Annotated in this window: 22 protein-coding genes and 1 pseudogene; 9 read left to right on the top strand and 14 right to left on the bottom strand. The window is 37.7% G+C overall.

Features of this window, described 5'->3' with window-relative positions:
• The first annotated feature begins 12 nt into the window (after nucleotides 1-12).
• The gene (locus H5092_RS11250) at nucleotides 13-537 is read left to right on the top strand and encodes a hypothetical protein (RefSeq protein ID WP_182733515.1); all 525 of its coding nucleotides are present in this window, start codon (nucleotides 13-15) and stop codon (nucleotides 535-537) included.
• Between the two features lie 114 nt (nucleotides 538-651).
• Here H5092_RS11250 and H5092_RS11245 read toward each other — a convergent pair whose 3' ends face one another.
• The gene (locus H5092_RS11245; protein ID WP_182733514.1) at nucleotides 652-2,469 is read right to left on the bottom strand and encodes a protein kinase domain-containing protein; all 1,818 of its coding nucleotides are present in this window, start codon (nucleotides 2,467-2,469) and stop codon (nucleotides 652-654) included.
• A 225-nt stretch (nucleotides 2,470-2,694) separates the two neighbouring features.
• On the opposite strand from H5092_RS11245, the gene H5092_RS11240 reads away from it, so the two are divergent.
• Complete coding sequence (locus H5092_RS11240; RefSeq protein ID WP_182733513.1) at nucleotides 2,695-4,710, top strand: TonB-dependent receptor; 2,016 nt, start codon at nucleotides 2,695-2,697, stop codon at nucleotides 4,708-4,710.
• A 114-nt stretch (nucleotides 4,711-4,824) separates the two neighbouring features.
• Here the strand turns inward: H5092_RS11240 and H5092_RS11235 are convergent, their stop codons facing one another.
• Together H5092_RS11235 and H5092_RS11230 are read right to left on the bottom strand one after the other, a co-directional pair.
• Complete coding sequence (locus H5092_RS11235) at nucleotides 4,825-5,271, bottom strand: hypothetical protein (RefSeq protein WP_182733512.1); 447 nt, start codon at nucleotides 5,269-5,271, stop codon at nucleotides 4,825-4,827.
• A 121-nt stretch (nucleotides 5,272-5,392) separates the two neighbouring features.
• Entirely contained in the window at nucleotides 5,393-6,052 is a 660-nt protein-coding gene (locus H5092_RS11230; RefSeq protein WP_182733511.1) for an NADPH-dependent FMN reductase, read from the bottom strand.
• 250 nt (nucleotides 6,053-6,302) lie between these two features.
• On the opposite strand from H5092_RS11230, the gene H5092_RS11225 reads away from it, so the two are divergent.
• Both H5092_RS11225 and H5092_RS11220 read left to right on the top strand, forming a co-directional pair.
• Nucleotides 6,303-7,349, top strand: a complete 1,047-nt coding sequence (locus tag H5092_RS11225) for a YHYH protein (RefSeq protein ID WP_182733510.1) — start codon at nucleotides 6,303-6,305, stop codon at nucleotides 7,347-7,349.
• A gap of 12 nt (nucleotides 7,350-7,361) precedes the next feature.
• On the top strand, nucleotides 7,362-7,682 hold the full coding sequence (locus tag H5092_RS11220) for a hypothetical protein (RefSeq protein WP_182733509.1): 321 nt from the start codon (nucleotides 7,362-7,364) through the stop codon (nucleotides 7,680-7,682).
• 68 nt (nucleotides 7,683-7,750) lie between these two features.
• Here H5092_RS11220 and H5092_RS11215 read toward each other — a convergent pair whose 3' ends face one another.
• From H5092_RS11215 to H5092_RS11195, 5 genes and pseudogenes are all read right to left on the bottom strand, one after another.
• Nucleotides 7,751-8,554: a hypothetical protein gene (locus tag H5092_RS11215; protein WP_182733508.1), complete on the bottom strand. Its 804-nt coding sequence runs from the start codon at nucleotides 8,552-8,554 to the stop codon at nucleotides 7,751-7,753.
• Between the two features lie 263 nt (nucleotides 8,555-8,817).
• Nucleotides 8,818-9,120 (bottom strand): hypothetical protein, encoded by a 303-nt coding sequence (locus H5092_RS11210; protein ID WP_310736011.1) that lies wholly within the window; start codon nucleotides 9,118-9,120, stop codon nucleotides 8,818-8,820.
• An 11-nt stretch (nucleotides 9,121-9,131) separates the two neighbouring features.
• A complete protein-coding gene (locus H5092_RS11205; RefSeq protein WP_182733507.1) occupies nucleotides 9,132-9,368 on the bottom strand; it encodes a hypothetical protein in 237 nt (78 codons plus the stop codon).
• Nucleotides 9,369-9,439: 71 nt separating this feature from the next.
• Nucleotides 9,440-10,452: pseudogene (locus H5092_RS11200) on the bottom strand (DUF5924 family protein).
• A gap of 135 nt (nucleotides 10,453-10,587) precedes the next feature.
• Nucleotides 10,588-11,337, bottom strand: coding sequence for a spermidine synthase (locus H5092_RS11195; protein WP_182733506.1), 750 nt, complete (start codon nucleotides 11,335-11,337; stop codon nucleotides 10,588-10,590).
• Nucleotides 11,338-11,958: 621 nt separating this feature from the next.
• Here H5092_RS11195 and H5092_RS11190 point away from each other — a divergent pair.
• Both H5092_RS11190 and H5092_RS11185 read left to right on the top strand, forming a co-directional pair.
• Nucleotides 11,959-12,936: a DUF1852 domain-containing protein gene (locus tag H5092_RS11190; RefSeq protein ID WP_007582790.1), complete on the top strand. Its 978-nt coding sequence runs from the start codon at nucleotides 11,959-11,961 to the stop codon at nucleotides 12,934-12,936.
• A 78-nt stretch (nucleotides 12,937-13,014) separates the two neighbouring features.
• Nucleotides 13,015-14,043 (top strand): methionine synthase, encoded by a 1,029-nt coding sequence (locus H5092_RS11185; RefSeq protein ID WP_182715455.1) that lies wholly within the window; start codon nucleotides 13,015-13,017, stop codon nucleotides 14,041-14,043.
• Nucleotides 14,044-14,681: 638 nt separating this feature from the next.
• Here the strand turns inward: H5092_RS11185 and H5092_RS11180 are convergent.
• The 4 genes from H5092_RS11180 to H5092_RS11165 form a co-directional block, all read right to left on the bottom strand.
• Complete coding sequence (locus tag H5092_RS11180) at nucleotides 14,682-15,839, bottom strand: DUF547 domain-containing protein (protein ID WP_182675837.1); 1,158 nt, start codon at nucleotides 15,837-15,839, stop codon at nucleotides 14,682-14,684.
• Between the two features lie 593 nt (nucleotides 15,840-16,432).
• A complete protein-coding gene (locus H5092_RS11175; RefSeq protein ID WP_310736010.1) occupies nucleotides 16,433-16,600 on the bottom strand; it encodes an isochorismatase family protein in 168 nt (55 codons plus the stop codon).
• 637 nt (nucleotides 16,601-17,237) lie between these two features.
• Nucleotides 17,238-18,470 carry an AGE family epimerase/isomerase gene (locus H5092_RS11170; RefSeq protein ID WP_182733505.1) on the bottom strand — a complete coding sequence of 411 codons (1,233 nt, stop codon included), beginning with the start codon at nucleotides 18,468-18,470 and terminating at the stop codon, nucleotides 17,238-17,240.
• A 10-nt stretch (nucleotides 18,471-18,480) separates the two neighbouring features.
• Nucleotides 18,481-19,302 (bottom strand): SDR family oxidoreductase, encoded by an 822-nt coding sequence (locus H5092_RS11165; protein WP_220492519.1) that lies wholly within the window; start codon nucleotides 19,300-19,302, stop codon nucleotides 18,481-18,483.
• Nucleotides 19,303-19,805: 503 nt separating this feature from the next.
• Between H5092_RS11165 and H5092_RS20885 the strand changes: the two genes are divergently transcribed.
• The 3 genes from H5092_RS20885 (at nucleotide 19,806) to H5092_RS20875 (ending at nucleotide 20,765) form a co-directional block, all read left to right on the top strand.
• A complete protein-coding gene (locus tag H5092_RS20885; protein ID WP_182733503.1) occupies nucleotides 19,806-20,084 on the top strand; it encodes a transposase in 279 nt (92 codons plus the stop codon).
• A gap of 86 nt (nucleotides 20,085-20,170) precedes the next feature.
• Nucleotides 20,171-20,314 carry a transposase gene (locus tag H5092_RS20880; RefSeq protein ID WP_404936176.1) on the top strand — a complete coding sequence of 48 codons (144 nt, stop codon included), beginning with the start codon at nucleotides 20,171-20,173 and terminating at the stop codon, nucleotides 20,312-20,314.
• 139 nt (nucleotides 20,315-20,453) lie between these two features.
• On the top strand, nucleotides 20,454-20,765 hold the full coding sequence (locus H5092_RS20875) for an IS3 family transposase (protein ID WP_404936175.1): 312 nt from the start codon (nucleotides 20,454-20,456) through the stop codon (nucleotides 20,763-20,765).
• Nucleotides 20,766-20,977: 212 nt separating this feature from the next.
• Here the strand turns inward: H5092_RS20875 and H5092_RS11150 are convergent, their stop codons facing one another.
• Together H5092_RS11150 and H5092_RS11145 are read right to left on the bottom strand one after the other, a co-directional pair.
• On the bottom strand, nucleotides 20,978-21,199 hold the full coding sequence (locus tag H5092_RS11150) for a hypothetical protein (RefSeq protein ID WP_002961860.1): 222 nt from the start codon (nucleotides 21,197-21,199) through the stop codon (nucleotides 20,978-20,980).
• Between the two features lie 280 nt (nucleotides 21,200-21,479).
• Nucleotides 21,480-22,454, bottom strand: a complete 975-nt coding sequence (locus H5092_RS11145; RefSeq protein WP_182733502.1) for a transposase — start codon at nucleotides 22,452-22,454, stop codon at nucleotides 21,480-21,482.
• Between the last annotated feature and the right edge of the window lie 426 nt (nucleotides 22,455-22,880).

Genomic DNA, 22,880 nt, shown 5'->3' with positions numbered 1-22,880 from the left:
TAGGAGTAAGTTATGCCTTATATGAAAAATTATCTGTTAAGTGTGTCAACATTGGGCTTATTGAGCACATCAACATTAGCAAATGCGCATTTAATGGTTGCAGATCACGGTACGCTGAATTTTGTTGATGATAACGTGTTTATTGTGCTTTCAATCCCTATGTCGGCTTTTAAAGGGATTGATGAAAACAAGGATGGCAAAGTGTCAATAATTGAGTTTAACACTCATAAAAAACTAATAACTAAGCGAGTTAAAAAAAACGTTTATTTAGCGGATCATCAGTATAAATTTACTATTGACGGACTTTTGCTAAACCCAGAAGCGTCACATAAACATAAAAGCAACAACATAGATCAAGTAACCATTACTGGGCGCTACTCTTTGCCAAGTAAACTAACCAAAGTTAACTTTAACGTTAAGCTATTTAGTAACAATGAGCACAAGCAGCATTATCAAATAACAGCAACTAATAAAACGCAAAAACTTACTCATCAATTTGAGCTATCACCAACGTCGCCCTTTAGTAAGGTGTTTTAATAATTAGTAATACTTACCAAATAATTAAGTAGCAAAGAGTACAATTTGAACAAACTTGTGCTCTTTTTTTTATCTTTGTCTTTTTATGCAGCTCTCTTTATTTAAGGGTTCTTTCTATAAAGATACAAGCTTGGGATTTTTAGGAAAGTAATGCTCTTGTTGCTGCTCACGTAAACTAAACTCACGGGTGTTTTTATATGGGAGTTTCATAAAGCCCGCAACACCAACATCAGTAATATTTACCGCATATTGCATAAGTTTATTTAGTAAACGTTTAAACTCAACTTCTTTGGTCGAATCGAGTAATCGGTAGTAATGGTGAATTTTCATTCTGTCCGGCAGTGCTTCAAAAATAATACACCCGGTATGATGAATTTGGTTAAGCTCAAATACGCACTTAATAACTTTTTTAGGTAGCTGTAGTTGCTCGTCAGGGTCTTTACCGTCTTCAAAATATGAATGCGGGCGGGTTATGTCATTTGCTTTCATACTTACTACTTCGTATTCAAGCTCTGGTAGGCTATCAAACTTAAATGCCCCCGTGCCATCTCGCTCTAGTTGAATAGTTTTACGGGCATCAAACAAACAGCACTTAAATAGCCCTTTTTGATTAATCGCTTGCGCAAGCATCACTGTGTTATTAATCGCATCACTAAACGCATCACCCAATGATTCGTCATGCATAATTAAAGATGATTCAACAAACATTGACTCATTCTTCCAATGAAAACTAAGCCCACCTACTACAGGGTACTTAGCTAATCGGCTTATTGATGCCAAAAATGCTTTTTCGGTATCGCCTGTATCAAACAAAAACTCTTTATAATAGCGGTCAAGTTGCGCGTCGTTTATATCTAGTAATTGTTGATTCTGATCAGCCTGGCGTAAAAATTGTTTTCGTGAGCTATACACAACCGTATCTGGCTGCTCGTCGTTGCCATACCAAAAAGGGATATCTGCTTTTTTTGGTTTTTTAGCAAACTCAGGTAAATACGCTTTCGCCATAGTTGTAATGTTACGCATAAAGTAATCACCAGCACCATCACGTTGAGCTTTACTTTTAGAAAGCATACCGTCAATGACTTTAGCCAGCTCTTTTGGAAGCCCTAAGCTGCTTGCTGGGATAGCTTGTGCACCAAAGCGACATGACTGCGCCGACGCTAGCGCATACAACGTAGCGGCTACACCTTGTTCGTCAAATCGTGGGGATGATTGCTCCCCCGACATTTGCGCTTCACCAATAAAGTACACATCGCCCATACGCGCATTCGTTGTGCTTAAATCGCCCGACATTAAATCCATAAAGTTACTCGCAACAGGATTACCATCACTATCTAACTGTGCATACACAGAGCTGCCCCAATCGACTAACGACAGCGCATCAGTGTTTGCATCCCATACAAGGTTTGAAGGCTTTATATCGCCATGCACTATAGGTTGTGGGCTAATGCCATTTTTATGACTGCGTAAATCAACCAGTACATTACGAAGCCTAACCGCGAGTGCCATTATTTGCGCGGCACTAAAGCGCCCTGTTTTAAGCGATACTTTTTCAAGGTCCTCTCCAATGGCGCGTGCCATCATTAAAATCCCTTGTTTTTTAATACGTTCAAAAGCATAAAAGGTAGGCACTAACGGATTATCAATTTGCGAAAGCATATACGCTTCATCTTCTAGGCGGTCACGCACACTTTGGGCAAGAGTAATACGCGAAAACTTAAATACCCAAGGTAAGCCGTTATCGTCATCTCCTGCAAACACAAAGCCAAAAGCACCCGAGCCAATCATTTCTACATTTTTGTACCCCAGCAGTGTTAACTGCTTAATACAAATGTTAAGCCACTGACGGTGCTTTTTAGCATCGCGGTGCGAAAGCAAATAAACAGATTGCTCTTCGTTAATGTAAAAATTGCGGATTTCTTTGGCTTTCAATACGGGCTCTCTGTCTTGTTAGTGTTATAAAGTCATTTAAAGCACTCGATTATTAGTTTTATGTAATAAGATTACAATAGCGTGCGGCGTAGTTTTTAAGTTACCCATCTTTACTCACCCCTAAATAATTACAAATAACCAACAAATGTTGCATCCAATAAATTATCTAAGCCGTATTTAACATAGCTGCATTAATAACAAATACATTAGATAGGGATTTTAGTCATGAGAACATTAGCAATTTTAGCGCTAGGCACTTTGTATAGTGGTTATAGCTATGCAAACATAGAAAAATTAACCGTTTATGGTCACAGAGATGGGCTAATTGGTGAGTCAATCAGCGCATCTAGCGGTATTATTGGTCAAGGTGAAATTCAGCAGCGCCCAATGTTAAGAAGCGCCGAAATGTTAGAGTTAATCCCAGGTATGGCGGTCACTCAACATAGCGGCTCTGGTAAAGCTAATCAGTACTTTATTAGGGGGTTTAATTTAGATCACGGCACCGACTTTGCCACCAGCATAGATGGCATGCCAATTAATATGCGCAGCCATGGCCACGGACAAGGTTACACCGACCTAAACTTTATAATCCCTGAGTCTATTTCAACTATTAACTATCAAAAAGGCTCATATAGCGCAAGCCAAGGTGACTTTTCAACCGCTGGAAGTGCTCAATTTCAACTTGCTGATAACCTAAAACATCACCAAGTAGAACTCAGCATAGGAGAAGATAATTATAAACGCGCTGTTGTACTGGGATCTACTAACATTGCAAAAGGTAAGCTCATTGCAGCGGCAGAATGGCAAGGCTATGACGGCCCATGGGATGATATAAACGAAGATGTAAATAAAAAGAATGCCCTACTGCGCTATGTTGGTAAAGCTTTTGATGGTGACTTATCAATAAGTGCCATGGCATACGACAATACATGGAATTCAGCAGATCAAATTCCACAGCGCGCTATATCACAAAATTTAATTACTCAATTAGGCTCTCTTGACACCACACTTGGCGGTAGCTCTAGCCGTTATAGCTTATCGAGTAACTGGCAGGGCGAGCATATAAAAGCCAGCGCTTATGTAATTAATTACGATTTAAACCTGTATTCTAATTTTAGTTATTTTTTAAATGATCCAATTAATGGCGATCAGTTTAATCAGCAAGATAGCCGAAATATTTATGGAACAGATATAAGCTACCAGTTTGAAACCAAAACATCAGATATAAACATACAACATACCGTAGGTATTGAGCTTCGCCACGACGACATAGATAACGTAGGGCTTTATAACACACAAGCAAGAGAGCGACTTAGTACGGTTAGGCAAGATGAACTAAAGCAAACGAGCTACTCAAGCTTTTGGGAGTCTAAACTTTTACTTACTCCAAAACTTGAAGCAACCGTTGGCGTTAGGTACGACTATTTTGATACAAACGTGACTAGTATTACCGCCGTAAATTCAGGAAAAGCAAAGGATGATTTAGTAAGTTTTAAAGGGAGTTTAAATTACCGTTTTACAAATTTAGTAGCTGCATATGCTAATTGGGGACAATCTTTTCATTCAAATGATGCGCGCGGATCTACTATTAATATTGACCCTGTTACCGGTGAGCAAGCAGAGCAAGTTGACTTATTAGTTAAAAGTGAAGGCGCTGAAATAGGCGTCCGATTTGCTGATGAGCAAAAGTTTAATCTATCAGCTGCACTTTGGTGGCTAACACTCGACTCAGAGCTTTTATTTGTTGGCGATGCGGGTAACACAGAACCAAGTGATGCATCTAAGCGTTACGGATTAGAAATAAGCGCTTATTATTGGATTAACGACAGCTTTAGTATCGACGCAGAAGCATCGTTCACGCATTCTCGTTTAGATATTAATGACAATAATGATTATATAGAAGGTGCTGTTCCGGTTGTTGCAAGTACAGGTTTAAATTGGCACTTAAGTGAGCAATGGCAGTCATCAGTTAGAGTTCGCCATATTGGCAAACGTACATTAACTAGCGATGGTAACGAGCGTTCAGAGCCTTTAACAGTAGTAAATAGCGCAATTAGCTATGAGCAGACTCACTGGAAAGTAAACTTTGAATTACTTAACTTATTTAATAGCACCGACCACGATATAGATTACTATTATGCATCGCGTTTACCTGGCGAATCAGCACAAGGCGTTGAAGATAACCACTTTCATCCAATAGAGCCACGAACAGCTCGATTAAGTGTAAGTTTATTATTTTAGTATTCATTGAGATTCACAGGGGTACTGTATATAAAAACAGTACAACTGTAAAACATACCCTTAGCCAATAAGTATCTTAGTAATTAATCCGATGCCTCAACAAGCTGGCTGATGTTACTCAACAATGCGAAGTTGATTTATTGAGTTAACAGCAACATGTGTTTGATAATAATATTTATTGGTTTTTCTGCCTTTACTTAAAAAATCGATAGTTACCCGCTTCGCTTCACCTGTTACTTCAATTGTTTTACCTCTAAAAAATGTGTTGGCTGATTGTCCGTATTTTTCGGTGAGTTTAGCAGCTACTTTTGAATCAATTGAAATTGTAATAGCACGTCGATCACGATAGTCAGCTTCGGTATTTAAAAATACGTCACCGTACTGAGAGCCTGCAGTTTTAATATAAAACTGAAATGTACCGCTAACACCTTGTGGCGCGCTCTGCTCCGAAAGAGCTATTAAATTCATATTAGCAGTAGTCCCTTCGCCTAGCGCCGGTAAGTTTTGTACAGAGCTGCAAGCACTAAGTGTTAATACACTTAAAAGAGTAAGGTATTTCAAGATATAACATCCTTTGTTATAAGTAGATGTTAATAGTAACATTTATATATTTTAAGTTTCTATAAAAGAAACAAATTTAGCCCAATCAAGGGCTAAATTTGTTATATTTTAAAAGTATTCGTTATGGGGCATTTCGCTGCGATGGATTTGATTTAAAGCTTTTTAGCATCTGCTCAGGATCTTCAACGCCACTCTGATTTTTAGCCGCTTGCGCCCACCAAACCAATTGCCCAAAAGTACGGTGAAAATAATTAAACCACGATGACTGCTCTTCACCAACTTGCACAGATCCATTATCATTAAATACTTCTTGCGCTTTTGGAACATGGATCATTGCAGATACAGGCAAACAGCCAAGCTCTGATAAAAACGAGCGCATACTAATTGCCGCTCTGAGTCCACCCCACTGCCCAGCAGAGTAAGTAACAATAGCACTGGGCTTATATGAAAATAGTGAGCTACCAAAGTGATTAAGTAAGTCAGCGAGAGCTGGGCTCATACTGTGATTATATTCAGGGCTAACCATTACATATCCATCAGCCGCTTTAATTTTATCAGCTAAAGTATTTAGCATTGAAGGCGCCTTACCTTGAGCATAGGCAAAATGTGGTTTAAAAACTTGATCACTTGGGTAATCAAGTGCATCTATAAGCTCAAACTCATGTTCGGAGAATTGCTCGTTTAAGCACTCCATGCAGGCTTTAGACACTCTCTCACCTAAGCGAGCAGGTTTTGGTGGCGTGCTGTTACGCACTGTCCCTAAAAACACTAAAAACTTCATATGTAATCCTCATATGTATTTGAATAACATCTAAACACTAACACTTTTAGCTTATGTGTATTACACATATCCGTTTTTATTAATTTTGAACACTAATAATTAAATTTAAAACTGCGCTTTAGCAACCACACACTGTTAAAGGTTTTTTATCATGTGCTTATTTTGTCGTTCTCCATACTTTTTGCACATTTAGCCAGTAATATGCCACAGTATAAGTACACCAAAACCTATACTGAAAAGGATACAAGTAATGGGCTCAAATAATTACAGCGCGTTTGCAATCATTATTACCGCAACAGTTTTAACTCTAAGTGGCTGCGACGACTCACCAACTAATAAAAATACTAAGCAAGTTAGTAGCTCCCTTAGTGAAGTACAAAAAACGAATCAAACAATAAATTTATCTATGTTTAAAAAAGGGGCCTTTTTATCTGAGCCTAACATTGCTGATTGCGAAACGGCGCAAGGAACTAAAACTAAGTGTTATGAGTTAATTACATCAGGCGCACCCGCAGGTAGAGAGCCAGGTCCATTTTGCCCGCGCACATCGACCGATGGCGCTGATGTAACTGGCAGTTGGTTTAGTAAAGAAGGTACTGGTGATTTAGTTGATTTAACAGGCCAATTTATTCTCAAGCTTGATGAATACTACGGCGATGAAAAGTGGGTACTTTACGACACTAAAACAAATAAAATTAGATATACAGCTACAAAAGAGTCTTGCGCTGGCGCAGCTCGCCCTGATGTTGAAGAGCAATATAAACAAAATTGTATTGAGTGTGAACTTTCGTATTTAGAAGATAATTTTTCATTAACGTATTTAATTCCTGTTACACCTATTCCAGCATCTGATACTGGCCGATTAAGAACAGTAGGTATAGCACTAGACGGTACTGAGCTATCAGGGCCTGCTCCAATTAATGCAATTTTAGAGAGCTATACCATTGCGGCATTTGATGATTGTGGTGGCCATATAAATTTACACCAAGGTTATCACTATCACTCTACCACTGGTTGTACTGACTCATCTGCTACAGAAGATGGACATGCACCTCTTATAGGTTATGCAATAGACGGTTATGGTATTTATGCAATGCATGATACAAGCGGTAAAGAAGAGTCACTTGATGAATGCCGAGGTAATACAGATAAAGTAAGGGGTTATCACTACCACGCAGCCAGTCCTAGCGAAAATATGTTTATAGGGTGCCTACATGGAGAATCAGTTAGGCCTGCAGGTGGGCCACCGGGTGATCATAATGGTCCACCGCCAGGCCATGATCCTGAAAAACATTAAAAAGGAGTTGTTATGTTTATAAAAAGTAGATGTTTAAGCTTGTTTGGTATGGCTTTACTTGCAGCACCCACATTTTTAAATGCTCATTCAGGGCCGTTAAATGGTGTTGCAGTTACAGCCTGCGCAGATAAAGTAAAATCTCAATCATGTAAATACGAAGGCGGCCATAACGATTTATATATTGGCAGCTGCCAGTATATGACTGATGATTTAATGTGTGTACGAAGCCAGCCGATTCAAAAAATTGATAATGGAATTTCCGCCCCTATAAAAAGCCACACTCACGAAAAAGAAAAGAGTGATTTAAAAATCAACGTTAATAAAGCTATGTAAATTTAGGGCTAATTTTTATTGATAAACTCTTAATAAGCAGCACAACCATTTTATTGTGCTGCTAACTTTTAACGATATAGATAGCTCAGACCAATACCACTCCATAACACGTTTTTTAAGGTTTGATCACCCACAAAACGCTCAGCGTTTTTATTAATTGCCATGGTGTAGCTAGTATATGCGTATACTTCAAGCTGCTTAATAACTTGATACGACACGTTAGCTGTAAGCTTAAGGTTGTTAATACCATTATGGCCCTCACTTACATAACCTGCATTAAACCCTAGCCCCGTTTGAAAATCGATATTAACAGCTTCATTTATCTCGTAGTCTTTATTTATCGCAAGCTCTATAAATATGCCTTGAGAATCAAACGAATAATATGCGCTGCTAGTGAGCTGAAATTTATCATCGTAAAAATACGAAAAATCTAAGCTAACCTCATTGTCGAGAGCATTAGAGGTATTTTCACGCGATCTTAAATGGTTGTAACCAATAAACATATCAACGGTATTAAATAACTGAGTTGCATAAATAGCATTTAAGTTAAACTCGGTATAATCGCTATCAACACCCGTTGCAACCCACGGAATAATAGCTATTTCATTATAATTGAATTCAGTTGCGATTGAGGCAATACCTTTACCCGCTAAATTGTCACGGCCCTCACTTACATATCGGCTTTCCCAAAGTGGATGCACATGAAAATCAAAACCGTCATCAACATAAGCTGTACTTGCATCATCTAGCTTAATATTTCCGCCAACACCTAATTCAGGCTCAAGTGCATGAACATCTTGGGCCTGCACTTTAGCTAGAAGAGATGCACAAATAAGAGCTGCAAGCAAAGTACTCAATAACGTTTTATTCATTTATAGATACCTAAAGCCAAAATATATGCGCGTAAAAAATAGTCGCACATAGTATTTCGCAATATAAAAATAAGCTATCAGTATTTAATAATTTGAATTTAAAAAATCAGGAAATCTAGCATTCATACATTTTTTATTCGCCACAATTTAAGGGTACCAAATAAGTAAAATAACCCATAAATGCAGCAGATTATCGAGCTTATAATCCAAAATTGAATAGAATTCTGATGAACGATTTGGCTTGAAGTTAAAAAAGGAATGATTTAACCCGCAATACCTCGTATTAAATACACTGCGGTTATTAATACGAGCGCAGTTTTTAAAAGTGGCAGTTTTAAAATGACGCCCGCACCAGAGAGCGCATAAAAGCCCCAAATAGCAATAATAACTGAAATAGCTAAAGTTACATAAGTAGGATACATACTGCCCTGCTCTGCCATTTGAGCCATTTGCTCACCAGCACCCAAAAGGCGATACCAGTCAGGCCCTCCAAAAACACAGGCTACATGTAAAAGTGATGCTATAAAGCTTAAAATGCCTGCTGTAAATAACGTATTGTTATTCATGTAATTATAATTTAATGACTCATGTAGGCAACAAAGCCAATTAATAGCACGTAAAAGCTAAACCCGAACACACAAATTAAATAAACATTTTTAGCTTTATTCGCCTTAAACGATACGTAATCGGTAATATCACATTTAAACTTACCAAAGGTAACTATTTTTAAAATAGTACAACCTGTTGAGTAAATAAAAAAACCTAAAATAGTCTCTACCATTAACCAAATAAACAGATCAAATGCAAAACTCATAACGTTCATCCAATAAACACTGTAAAAATAGCCTATCAAATATTTATTAGATTACAAACCTATTACCATCATTAAGGTGTAACAGTAAATTTCGTTAAACCTATTAACTGACCTGATTCGGTGACTACTTTTACTTGCCACTTACCAACAGAGTCTTTAGGAAAGTTTACTTTGTGTGTCCACGCTCTATAACCTAGTTCTCTCCCGCCGTTTATACTTAACGTGATCCGATCAACTTCCTTTTTATTATGAAGCCACACATGAAATATTTTTTCATTTAAGCCTCTTGGTGCTTTAACAGCAGTCCAACTATATAAACCTTGATGATGCAGTGTATAAGAGTCTAACTGTTTAATACTCCCTACTGGCTTTTTATGTTGTAAATCAACTTCATGAGCTAACGTAATATCGGTTAATCGCAGCGCAGCAGGAGGCACATAGCTTCTTAATTGCCACACAGCAGTGCTCAATGCACATAAAATCAATACAAGAATAGGAAAACGCCACCAGCGTGCATTAGGCATTAAATTGTTTAAACTCGGAAGAGTACCACGACAGCAGTTACAAGGGCTGCAGCTAAACTTTGGCTCGTTGTAAGGTTTAACAAAATAGGTAAGGTAACAAGTAAAACAACGAATAAAGCAAAGTTATGAAACACACTAAATAACGTACGGTTTTTAGCAAGCTTCTTATAATAAAAGGGGTCGATTACCGATATAACCGCACATAACACAATGAGGGAGGTAAAAAACGCTTGAGGATGGTCCCACTGCGTAACCGCTAAAAAAAACGGCAAAGCAAAAAATAGACTTTCTTGTTGCACCATTTGTAGAGCAAAACGCATTACATTAGGAGATACAGCCACACCAAATTTTTCTTCTACTTTGTCTCGTAGCCAATTATCAATAATTAGCCACAACCAACTAATAAGTAAAAATATCGCAATAACTTGCGAAAAAGACTCTTTTCTATCTACAAGTACAAAGCTAGCAACGCCCGACAAAAACGCCAACACAGCCAATAATCCAGGCCGCTTTTGCATCGCGCTTATAAATTTAGCGATTATATTTTTACAGTAATCCATGTATGAGTGTTTCCGTACGAGTACGTACTTTATTATTTTTATTCAGAGTATGATTAGTTTAACCAAGTTTAAATGAACAACAGATAGATGAATGGATTTAAACGCCCCATTTAACAGTACATCAAACTAACCATTTTAATTAAATAAAAGCCCGGCATAGCGCGTCATTGGTACGTTTATTAATTTTTGTAACGCGTAAGCCTTAGCAAGTAATTCATCCTCACTAAGTGCAGGCATTCTATTGTTAAAAGCGAGCACAATTTTATTACCGCCTTCAATAATAAAACTAAAAATCTGTCCGGCAAATTCTTTCTCAAGTAGTTGATCAAACGCTTCCCTCTGCCCAATTTTGGTATGGCAAATATTAAGTACTAAAACACCATCAAAAGTGAGCGCATTTTTACAATCGCGTAAGTAGGATGATTGCACCTGATCTGACTCCATCCCATCTGAGCTATATAAATCAGAAAAAATAACATCCGTTTTTATCTGCGTGTTTTTCATGTAGTTTGCCGCATCATCAATATGAATAAACAAACGTTCTGACACGGGAACTTCAAAATATTTTATAGCCATATCAGCAACGGCTTTACGATATTCAACGGTATGTATAGTCAGCGCGGGAAACGCATGATAAAGACTTTTTGCGATAGAGCCCGCCCCAAGTCCCATTATCATCGCGGTTTTTAAATGCGGAATAAAAAAAAGCGCAGCCATCATAGCTTGCGTATAAGCTAAGCTTAACCCATTAATATTATTTAATTTAATACAGCTTTGATAAATTTTTCCGTCAAAGCTGAGAATAAGATTCTTTTTTGTTTGATATACATAAACAGGGCCATGCTCATCAATAGTTGATGCAATACAAGTGCCTTTGATATCCACGAATACTCAATAGGTGAGGTGATGAAAAACGAGTATAACTTACTTAACGTACTGCCATGGCTATTAATATGATTTATAGCCTTTTATTAATTTACAGGCATTTATATACGTACTCAGAAAAGTCGGTTTATCTTTTGAGATTAGATTAGCTAAGGTATCTACTTATATAGCTAGCTGGAACTTACCCGTGACGACATTTATTATAAACAGCGATGCAATATGCTAAAAACCAACTAATACACTGATATAGCTACAAAAAAACTCTTTGAATATTCCTCATGTTTAACATGAATAAAGTACACACCAACACAAAGGAAGTCTAAACGGCTAAACATCCATCCTTTATTTTTATCGATTTATGCCTTTTTTTCGTCAATTACTACGTAATCGCATCTAACAATAATGTGTAATGAATATGACTCATGTTTTATGTGAAATTAAACCGTTTTTCTTCATATGCCAATCCACGTATAAATTACTCATCCCTTAGCACTAAACACTATTACTAACAACTTAAAGCTGCTGAATACCTAAACCAGCTAAGCCAGCTAAGTAAGTTGCAAGGTTAATAAAGCGCAAAGCATCAATCAGGTTTAAATTATAAAATTGGATATAAACACGATGAAAAAAGATTTTACATTTAATATAAAGAGCGTTTCACTCGACGAAAATTATCATCCATCAACTAATACGCGTATCACAACCAACTTTGCTAATTTAGCCAGAGGTGAATACCGCAAAGCAAACTTGCGTAACGCCTTAAACATGATTAACAACCGTTTTAATGCCCTAGCCCATTGGGATAACACCAAAGGTGAGCGTTATGCTGTTGAGCTTGAAATTGTCTCTGTTGAGATAGGTATTGAAGACGGCGGCGAAAGCTTCCCATCAATCGAAATATTAAAAACAAATATTGTTGATCATAAAACTAATAAGCGCATTGAAGGCATTGTAGGAAACAACTTTTCATCGTATGTGCGCGACTACGATTTTAGCGTACTTCTACAAGAGCACAATAAAGGCAAGCCTCAATTTAGTATTCCTGATGACTTTGGGGTTTTACATGGCAAGCTATTTCAGTCATTTGTAAATTCGGATACATATAAACAAAACTTTAAAAAACCACCGGTTATATGCCTAAGTGTGTCAGATAACAAAACCTACAACCGCACTGAAAACCAACACCCGGTACTTGGCGTTGAATACGAACCAAATGAATCGTCTTTAACTGAGCAATACTTCAAAAAAATGGGCTTACAGGTACGTTATTTTATGCCACCAAATAGTGCCGCGCCTTTAGCATTGTTTTTCTTTGGTGATTTACTTAATGATTACAGCAATCTTGAGCTTATAAGCACCATTAGTACGATGGAAACGTTTCAAAAAATCTACAGACCAGAGATTTATAATGCCAACGCAACAGCGGGTAAATCATATAAACCAAACTTAAAAAACTTGGATCACTCACTAACGCAAATTGTGTATGACCGAGAAGAGCGCGGCAAGTTAGCAAATGAACAAGGCAAGTTTGCACAAGAGCATTTTATCAAGCCGTACCAAACGGTTCTTGAGCAATTCTCTACTCGCTATCTGTCATAACAACTAATAGTAACAACCAGTAATAACGCGCTTAACGCTCCGTTTAATAATTAACTAAAATATACGGCATTATTTATTATGAAAAAATTACTACCTACATCTACCGCTGGCAGTTTACCTAAGCCTTTATGGCTTGCAGAGCCAGAAACACTTTGGTCACCTTGGAAATTACAAGGTGATGAATTAACCCAAGGAAAACACGACGCCCTACGCTTGTCATTATTCGACCAACAACAAGCCGGTATTGATATTGTTAGCGATGGCGAGCAAACAAGGCAGCATTTTGTAACTACATTTATAGAGCACCTAAACGGTGTTGACTTTGAAAAACGTAAAACAGTAAAAATTCGTGACCGATACGACGCAAGCGTGCCTACAGTTGTTGGCCCTGTTAGCCGTCAAAAGTCTGTGTTTGTTGAAGACGCTAAATTCTTACGCAAGCAAACCAAACAACCTATTAAATGGGCATTGCCAGGCCCAATGACAATGATAGACACGCTTTACGACGATCATTATAAAAGCCGCGAAAAACTAGCGTGGGAATTTGCCATAATTCTAAATCAAGAAGCAAAAGAGTTAGAAGCCGCAGGCGTTAATATTATTCAATTTGACGAGCCCGCGTTTAATGTATTTTTTGATGAAGTAAACGACTGGGGAATTGCCTGTTTAGAGCGCGCAATTGAAGGGCTCAAATGCGAAACAGCCGTGCATATTTGCTATGGCTACGGCATTAAAGCCAATACAGATTGGAAAAAAACACTAGGAAGTGAATGGCGACAGTACGAAGAAGCATTCCCTAAACTTCAGCAATCTAAAATCGATATTATTTCACTAGAGTGCCATAACTCGCATGTACCAATGGATTTACTAGAACTCATTCGCGGAAAAAAAGTAATGGTTGGTGCTATTGATGTAGCAAATCATACTATCGAAACGCCAGAGGAAGTAGCTAATACGCTGCGTAAAGCACTGCAATTTGTAGATGCCGACAAACTCTACCCGTGTACAAACTGCGGTATGGCTCCACTACCTCACCATATAGCTAACGGCAAATTAAATGCCTTGAGCGCTGGAGCTGAAATTATAAGAAAAGAACTAAATAAGTAAAATAGGGTTTAAATCTACATACGCCCTAAGATGAATCAACTTACCTAGCGGCATTGAAAAGTAAGAGATCACCACTGTTAAAACTTGCGGTGGGAAGTGAGCTTTAGAGCTTGCTGTCCACCTCAGAGGTGTTGTTAGGTATACACTGCTCGAAAGAGAACAATACCTGTAATTATGATCAAAGAACAATATATAAACTGCTCAGCTAAGTATATTAATAATCTACTTTTTACAGAACACTTAAACATATAAGACTCTTTGTAAATTAAGCCATAAATTAGCAATATAAACCATGCTAAAAAGAATATAGATATTAATACGAGTTTTGCAAACGGCTGAATTAGGATCTCACTAATTGCCAACCCACAAAGTAAGAATATAACGATTAAGAAAGTAGACTCAAAAATAGTTTTGAATTTTTCTTTAAGGATCAACACCAAACTCAATACTTCCTTGTATACCTAACAAGCCTATAGATTAACTCGTTTTTTATTTGTTTTTGTTGATAAAAAACCATAGCTGACTTCCTATTTTGGTTCAATCTATTAGTGTTTTTCATGAAATTTAGGATGGGTGCCTAGTTTATTTTGTTTATTTTTTACTCACCATACTGAGCTACTGTTCATATATTGTAAATTTTAGTTTTCATCTTGTAATTCTAGGTCTGTTATCGTTACGGATGTCTCACCGTAATTCTTAGCTCTTACTCTCATTAACTCCTTTAACCTGGTTATTTCTCTAGCTGAAAGTCTGAACTTTCCACCTGTGTTCGCGTCTTTAGTGACTTTATCGGTCAACGCATAATTTCTTGACATTCCTATTGATGCTGCTGAGTTAGTAGATATGCCCCCACCAAAGACTCTTTTACTTCCAAATAGATCAGCAATTGCCCAATTATTTATAATGGGCTCAATTTTATCCGACTTATTTATTATTTCTTGGGTTGTTTTATCAGCAAATTGCAACAGATGAAGTTTGAGGTCATTGCTAAAATTAGGAAAATAATCAGCATTTCTCGCATAATAACTTGAGACCTCTAAACTATTTAGAGAATCAATTTTTGTACCTCTATTCGAATTGACAAAATCTGTTGCATTATTTTTTAATAGCTTATATACATTTTTACCTGAAAAGGCTTTTTTATTGATATTTGGGCTGCCGATATACCCTTGATATAATCCATAAATAATTAAAGGTTCTTTACTATAGTTTTTATCTAAAATCCCATACTGTATGTCACTGAGACTCAACTGAAGACTACCAATATTTACTAGCTTTTTATCCAATAGTGAGTCAGGACCAGTTAATATTTTTTCTAAACTAACTATTGGATACCGCTTAACAATTTCGTTAATTAAAGTAATGTTATAAAGATTAAGCCAATAGGCCAATTGCTCTTGTTTTGAATATAAATTAAGGTTGTTTTTCTCGGGCAATGATTCTAAATATTTTTTAACATCATTGACTAAACTTTTTTGTTTAGGAGATTTTATCAACTCATACGTGAATCTGTTACTTTCATTATGGGTAGCACTGGGGAAAACATTTCTTAACCTAGTACCTATCGGAGGTTTGTCAAGTTTAGCATTTATTCTTCTGGATGGCCCCATATCAAGAACATTCGATTCTAATAATATGTTCACAGGTTCAAAGTTTATTGTTAACTTAGATTTAGGTGAATAACCGCTAAATTGAGGGTAGGCTTTATCCTCAGCATGAAGATATTTTGGGGCGCTTAAAAGCAACAACAAACAACTAAACTTGATCAATAAACTAACTAATTTAAATAAACTCATAAAAAATCCTTATTTTGAGTAGAATAGCCCACATTCTTCATGAGCAACATAACGAATCTGTAGATTAACTCGTTTTTTATTTATTTTTATTGATAAACAAACCATAGCTGAGTTCCTATTTTGGTTCAATCGATTACTGTATTTTATGCAGAATATAAAGTGGGAATTTGGTGTTGTTTTAATTGGCGTTTTGGAAAGGGTTGCGGCTGGTTGAGTAGCTTTAATTTAGGGTAAAAGGGCCTCCCTTTCTCAATGCATCGTCTTTTGCAACTGTATTTTATGAACAAGGCAATACAGTTTCCACACAATAAAGTAAAGGCATTCATTTTCATCTGACCTCGTAAGGTCAGTTTGTTCATCCCTTTATTCACGATAATATTTCGCTTTTTACTTAAAGGAAAGCCGGTTCTATACAGCCGAGTCGTTTGCCATTATTTAATAAACAGCTATTGTCTTCCGATTCGGCTATCTATTTTTGCTTTCATTATGCCTACATGGCTCAGCTTTTTTTCGTGGTTCATTATATAACAATGAAAACTTCATACTGTTTTAGTTGGCTTTTTTCGTAATAATTAGAATGGGTGTCAGCCTAATTATTCATCAGGATATTGTTCAAGATAAATAATTGGCAGCGATAATGCTTGAGCTCCTTTAATTAACTTTTCACAGTTAGATATTAAAACATCACTTTCATGAACTAAACGCGCGAGCTTGCCTTGAATATCAACAACAATAAGCCCAGTATTCTCTTTAGTTAACATATTAGCCCTTAAATTAAATATATAAGTAATAACAAGTTTATTGAAAAAGAGATCACTTATCTTCTGTGAATTTAGGTAACGCCAACTAGAATGTGTCTTTATATAGTTGATAACCGTTAAGACCAAGTAAGTGTTATGCCTATTAACGCTTCACAACAAATGATAGAGGCGACTCATATGCTTACGTTGCAATTTTTATGGTAAATATACTACCTAAAAACATTCTCGCCTCAAATAATAACTCACGACGTTAATTAAATTTTTTACTATGTATTTATCATCACTACATAAAATGTTTTACTAACACATTATTTATACTTATTTTTTCATTGGAGCGGTATAGAAGATATTGTAAATTTAGTAATGAATATGCCTTTTCAATGCTTTCCACTCGCTTAAAAGTAGTACTTATAGCCACAAAACAGCCATTATTTAAAAAACCGAAAATAAAGTAGATGCCCCCCAGTTAAAGTAGAAGGCACTCTACAAGTGTTTATCTCATTGATAATTGTTAATAACAGTTTAAAAAACTCTAGATTTTTAGATTAAAAAAATAATTACAATCTATTACAGCTAAAGCGTGGTTAAAAGACAATCTAACCACACCTTGCTTTATTGTGTAATGACTTTCCAAAACTTATAGGTTGTGGTTTCTCAACCCGCCAGCAAGGGATGCGCTGATTGGCAGCAGCGGCGTTAAGGTTGCTTGAAATGCATGGTAAAGATCTTCGCGAAGTGGGTAAACCTTTTCGGTTCGCTGTCCATCGTTGTCAACCTCAGGAAGCCAACCACCCTTTTCCGAGTCAATTATCATGCTGGCAATATAATCCCAGACTTCGCGATATATTGCCTCAAACCTCATGTCATCTGTGCGTCTGATCAATAGGTATGCTGTATTAGCAGCCTCCGCCTGAACCCACCAAGGCCTATTGGCAACCGAAACTTGATTGTCCCATCCAATTGTATAAACCATTCCCTGCTTACCATCGGCATTCCAACCATAGTGCATGGCACTATCTAATAGTCTTATTGCATCTTCTAACAACCAATCTGGTGCTGCTTGCCCGCTTGCAACAAGTCCAGCCTCAACTTTCAACAACAATCCACCCCACTCTGCAAAATGACCAGGGGTTAGCCCCCACGGACGTAAATCATCTGTGGGTTTATTTGCGTTGTAATCCGTCAATATCTGCCAGTTAGTATCAAAATGCTCAGGTAAACGGTAATCATACGAGCTAGCAATGTCATGGCCGAAGCGCTCTACCAGCCCCATAGCCCGATTTAGCCATATTTCTTCACCTGTCGCATCAAACAATGCTAGGAAGGCCTCAGTTGTATGCATATTGGCATTAGCACCACGATAGCACTCGCTTACATTCCATTTCTCATCGAAACTTGGGGCCATTACGCCTTCAGCCTCAACCCAGAAATGCTGATTAATAATCGCAACGATAGCATCAAGCAGTTCCTGTGAGCGAGGTCGCTCGGCCATACTTGCGCTCGCCGCGGCGAGCGCCACAAAAGCATGAACATATGCCTGTTTAATGCCTTTGTGGCCTTCATCCTCAAACCAACCACCCTGCTCATGGTCTCTCAATGCCCCATCTAGCAGTGCTTGCAAGCCGTGATCGACTAATTGGCTCGCGCCAGGAACACCCAGTAATGAGGCAAGACTATAGCAATGAACCATTCTAGCGGTAACGATAGTGACAGCCGAGTGGCCAGTCAATTGCCCTTTATCATTCAGCGTGCCAAAACCTCCGCTTACTTTCGCTTTTTTATAATGCTCAAGCAAATGCTGGCCTTGATTGCTCAACCAATTCCTATGAGTACTGCGTTTATACCAAGTATCTTTGTTTATTTGTTTCATAACAAAAGTCTTAACCATTGATAATCATGCCACCATTGACGTGAATAGTTTGGCCTGTAACGAAAGAGCTATCTTGACATGCTAAATAAACAAATGCGGCAGCCATTTCACGTGGTTGTCCCATTCGCTGCATTGGAGTGACCTTATCCATGTCTTTTATAATATCGTCGTCATATCCTTTGAAAGTTAGCTGAATTTCAGTCACTACAGGGCCAGGTGCGACCTCATTAACACGGATACCTTTCTGTGCTAATTGCAACGCAAGTGCACGGGTAAATCCGTTGATGGCTCCTTTGGTCGCTGTGTAAGGCACCAAATGCTTATTACCAGCAAATGCATTGACAGACGTGGTATTGATGATGCTAGCACCTTCATTTAGATGTGGCAGCGCGGCTCGCGCCAGATAGAACATACCGTGCATATTGACATCAAAATGGGCTGCCCATTGCTCATCACTAATATCAGTTAAGCTATCAAATGGCTTTTGAAAACCAGCGTTATTAACCAAAACATGCAACTCACCCCAATGATCAATCACTTTAGCCACCGCCGCATCACAGTTTGAACTTTTACCAACATTTCCCTGTATTACCAAAACCTCTGCCCCTTCGGATTCTATTGCTTTGCGGGTTTGCTCTGCAGCGTCAGCATCAGTATGGTATATAAAAGCTATCTTCGCGCCTTCACGGGCCGCATGCAATGCCACCGCACGGCCAATGCCACTATCACCGCCGCTTATTAATATTGTTTTGTCCTTCAACTTTCCTGAGCCTTGGTAGTCCTGCGCGATGAATTCTGCTTGTGGCATTGCTTTATCTATCTGCTTACTCATGGGGATCTCCATAATTTAATTAGTAGTGCGAGCACTGGATTAATTTCAGGTAATAATCATATTGATAATAACTGAACCTAGGTTTAACAAAATTGATACGTACGAGTATTTTAAATAATTCGTTATAATTTGATGTCTTAACCATCCCCAAGCTCTAGTCCAGGTACAGTCGATTACTGACTTTTTACGTAAAATTAAAAAGCCGTTTGTGCTTTTTTTGAACGAAAGGTTAGGTTAAAGAAAAGCTTCTCTTTAATAAAACGTGTTTAGAGTTTTGGGTAAAAAAAACTATTTTTATCCCTGTTAAATTTTTTGCAAGCCTGTTGATTTAATTAATAAACCAAAATTTATATAATGGTACTACGGTATTTATCTCTACTTTAGCCCACTCTTTGATACAGTGATCTGGGACGTTTAACTTTAGCAAAAAGGTTACCTTGGACTTCCCATAGTTTGCTAGACACCCAATAAGTTACATTGTAACTTCTAATTAGAGGTGTTTTATGAGCAAAGGCAAACGTTATACCCAAGAGTTCAAAGAAGCGGCAGTTAAACAAATTACTGAGCGCGGATATTCAGTCGCAGAAGTCGCTGAACGATTAGATATTTCTACTAAAACGTTATATCACTGGCGAAGCCAGTTATCGGATAAACCTAAAGCCGTTCAATCATCCGATGAAAAATTAAAGATCGCTAAATTAGAGGCGCAATTGAAACGAGTCATGGAGGAACGGGATATTTTTAAAAAGGCCGCAAGGTACTTTGCCAGCAACACCGAGTAAAGTACGGCTTCATTCGAGAACACCAAAATGAGTTTTCCATCACTGCGATGTGCCGCCTTTTTAAGCTGCATTGCAGTGGTTTGTATGTGTGGTTAAAAAAGCCTTTAGGCGATAGAGCGCTTGAAGATAATCGATTGTTGAAACTCATTAAAGCGTTTTATGTGGCCAGTGGTGGCACGTATGGTAGCCCTTGGATACATGCAGACTTGTGTGAAGCCGGTGAGCTATGAAGTGTTAATCGAGTAGCTAAGATCATGCGACAACACAAGCTTAAAGCGCAAATTGGGTATAAACGTCGCCATATTAAAGGCGGTAAAACATCACGCACTGTTGATGGCTGTATACCAACGTCAACCGAAGACTAAGGTAATGCTTCATAGTGATCAAGGTAGTCAATACGGTAGCGCTGATTATCTCGCATTTATGAAAGAACATAATCTTGTGCCTTCAATGAGCCGCGCTGGGAATTGTCATGATAATGCGGTTGCTGAAAGCTTTTTTGCTACGATTAAAAAACGAATAATTAAGCGTAAGATATACTCGACACGGGAAGATGCAAAAGCTGAGATATTCAATTTTATAGAAATGTTTTACAATCCAAGGAAGCGCCACTCACACACAGGCGGTGTTTCACCTGCTAAGTTTGAAGAAGCGTATTATTCTGAGTTAAAAACTGTCTAGTGGAAGCTGGGAAGTCCATTCCACCCATTCAAACAGTCCTTGAGTCGGTGATAAAAAGAAGGTTAACTTAATATGCAACCTTTGAGAACCTAACATTTAAATGACAAAATTAAGGATGGGTGTCATCCTAATCATTATTTTCCTCAAAGTGATGAGGAGGTGTCCACTAAAACGGGTCAGGAGCATTGTCCTTGTTTAACAGCTTGTTATAACTAATTACCACTTCTAAGCTGTTCTTTTAAGTTAAGGTTTTCATTTTTCAATATTTCAACTTGCTGCTTGTAAGATGCAACTTCACTCTTTAAGCTAGAAACATCAGACTGTATCTCATCTAGTTTTTCTACAATTTCTATGGAACGTGCATTCCCCAAAAAGAGAACAATTAACGCTATTACGAATAACGTGCCACCAGTTAACTTTACTTTTGATTCCATCCACTACAGCTCCTTTGGTTATAACAATTTTGTCTACGACATTTGTCGTTTTATAAACCGACAAATGTCCATGTATTACAATGCATTTATCTTAACCATCAAATAAACACCTGTAAACAATAAGTTAACTGAAAATTATTTTTAATCAGTGCGCAAATGCACCGAAATGGTGGAGATCAGTAATATTGGATAAAACAAAAAGTAATAATTAGAATGGGTGTCAGCCTAATTATTCACCAATAAAAGTATCTGTTTTAACTTTTACTGAATGGTTTTTAATTTATGCTAATAGCTTTTCGCAGTTACTGATATTCGCTCGCCGCTTTCGCTTTAAGTTTTCACAGTAACTTGCTTGTGAGGTCGGCCTGCCTACTGCGCCGTGAAATACGCGCGTAAATTGCGTAGTGAGTTTTAGCCAGTTATCTCGGGATATATTAAGCCTTTCTAGTAAAGGAAGGTTCATATTATCAATATGCCCGCACTTATCCTCTCGTATTATTCGCCCTGTTAGCTCAACGAGTTCAAGGTACGATTTAAGCTCAAACGGCAGCCCTTTAGGCATAATCTGACGTGGCATGCCTGCAAAACGTAGTAACTGCTTAGGTTGTTTACCTTCTGCCGCGCATGTTAAGCGATTTTGTACACTGGTATGGTCTGACTCTTCTGGTGTGTTAGCCATTTTAGCTCTAATGGGATTTAAATCAACATAGGCCATACAGGCTGCAAGTGCTGCTTCATCTAGTAATGCTTGCGATTTGAATCTACCCTCCCAGAACCTCCCTGTGCAGTTATCTTCTTTATTTGCTCTGCGGGCAATGTCTTCATTTAACACCCGCATAAACCAGCTAATACTTGATAGGCGCTCTCGATATTCCTTTACTGTTTGATTAAAAAAGATAAGCTCAACTTTACTTAGCCTTTCACCCTGTATGTACTTTTGCGTTAACAATGTGCCTTTGCACAGCTTGTGCCAGTGAATAACAATCGCTTTATCATTCAGCCTGTTTGCTTTCTTATCATCTACATACAGTACTAAATGGGTGTGATTACTCATTACGGCATAAGCACATACATCAATACAAAATACTTTAGCTAATTCAAGCAGCTTATCTTCAACCCACCCTCGTCGATGCTCATAAGATTGACCAGTAAAACGATCTTCCCCACATAAAAATGCACGACGAACACAGCGTGAAATACAATGGTAGTATTTTGTATCAACCAAACTTACTTGACGCTTTCTTGCGATAGCCATAAGACACCCTGCTTATTTTTTAGACTAAACAAAACGTAGTCCTTAATTTTAAAAAGAGCAAAATTAAGGATGGGTGTCACTGTTATTTCTTATATATAAAGATGAAAATACGCCGTCTTTTGAAGGTAAAAAAGCAAAGTCTAACGCTGTAATTCCAGCAGACAAACTTATTATCAATTGATTAAACGAGCTCAGATTCATATTTAGGTACATAACGCCGTTTTAAGCGGCAAATTGCTGTTGGCTAAAATAAGTGAGGCACGAACAAAAAGCCAACTGTAATTTGTCCGACTTGAAAACACTTGTATGGATAATAAACCCATAAATTAATTAATACTTTAACCAAGTTCGGGTAATGTGAGGCCCAAGCTTTGGCTGCAACCAAAGCCTTTTATACAGTAGTTCGATTGATTGAAGGCTCCTCTA

It is taken from the genome of Pseudoalteromonas sp. SR41-7, assembly GCF_014163935.1.
Classification (GTDB): Bacteria; Pseudomonadota; Gammaproteobacteria; order Enterobacterales; family Alteromonadaceae; genus Pseudoalteromonas; species Pseudoalteromonas distincta.
The sequence above is the reverse complement of the archived record's forward strand: the minus strand, read 5'-3'. Positions and strand labels throughout refer to the sequence as shown.

Coding starts and splice junctions, on each gene's coding strand:
- H5092_RS11150 (WP_002961860.1), bottom strand. CDS start 21,199: ATGGAATCAAAAGTAAAGTTAACTGGTGGCACGTTATTCGTAATAGCG.
- H5092_RS11225 (WP_182733510.1), top strand. CDS start 6,303: ATGGGCTCAAATAATTACAGCGCGTTTGCAATCATTATTACCGCAACA.
- H5092_RS11215 (WP_182733508.1), bottom strand. CDS start 8,554: ATGAATAAAACGTTATTGAGTACTTTGCTTGCAGCTCTTATTTGTGCA.
- H5092_RS11230 (WP_182733511.1), bottom strand. CDS start 6,052: ATGAAGTTTTTAGTGTTTTTAGGGACAGTGCGTAACAGCACGCCACCA.
- H5092_RS11210 (WP_310736011.1), bottom strand. CDS start 9,120: ATGAATAACAATACGTTATTTACAGCAGGCATTTTAAGCTTTATAGCA.
- H5092_RS11240 (WP_182733513.1), top strand. CDS start 2,695: ATGAGAACATTAGCAATTTTAGCGCTAGGCACTTTGTATAGTGGTTAT.
- H5092_RS20885 (WP_182733503.1), top strand. CDS start 19,806: ATGAGCAAAGGCAAACGTTATACCCAAGAGTTCAAAGAAGCGGCAGTT.
- H5092_RS11220 (WP_182733509.1), top strand. CDS start 7,362: ATGTTTATAAAAAGTAGATGTTTAAGCTTGTTTGGTATGGCTTTACTT.
- H5092_RS11170 (WP_182733505.1), bottom strand. CDS start 18,470: ATGAAACAAATAAACAAAGATACTTGGTATAAACGCAGTACTCATAGG.
- H5092_RS11165 (WP_220492519.1), bottom strand. CDS start 19,302: ATGAGTAAGCAGATAGATAAAGCAATGCCACAAGCAGAATTCATCGCG.
- H5092_RS11185 (WP_182715455.1), top strand. CDS start 13,015: ATGAAAAAATTACTACCTACATCTACCGCTGGCAGTTTACCTAAGCCT.
- H5092_RS11175 (WP_310736010.1), bottom strand. CDS start 16,600: ATGTTAACTAAAGAGAATACTGGGCTTATTGTTGTTGATATTCAAGGC.
- H5092_RS11180 (WP_182675837.1), bottom strand. CDS start 15,839: ATGAGTTTATTTAAATTAGTTAGTTTATTGATCAAGTTTAGTTGTTTG.
- H5092_RS11190 (WP_007582790.1), top strand. CDS start 11,959: ATGAAAAAAGATTTTACATTTAATATAAAGAGCGTTTCACTCGACGAA.
- H5092_RS11205 (WP_182733507.1), bottom strand. CDS start 9,368: ATGAGTTTTGCATTTGATCTGTTTATTTGGTTAATGGTAGAGACTATT.
- H5092_RS11250 (WP_182733515.1), top strand. CDS start 13: ATGCCTTATATGAAAAATTATCTGTTAAGTGTGTCAACATTGGGCTTA.
- H5092_RS20875 (WP_404936175.1), top strand. CDS start 20,454: ATGCTTCATAGTGATCAAGGTAGTCAATACGGTAGCGCTGATTATCTC.
- H5092_RS11145 (WP_182733502.1), bottom strand. CDS start 22,454: ATGGCTATCGCAAGAAAGCGTCAAGTAAGTTTGGTTGATACAAAATAC.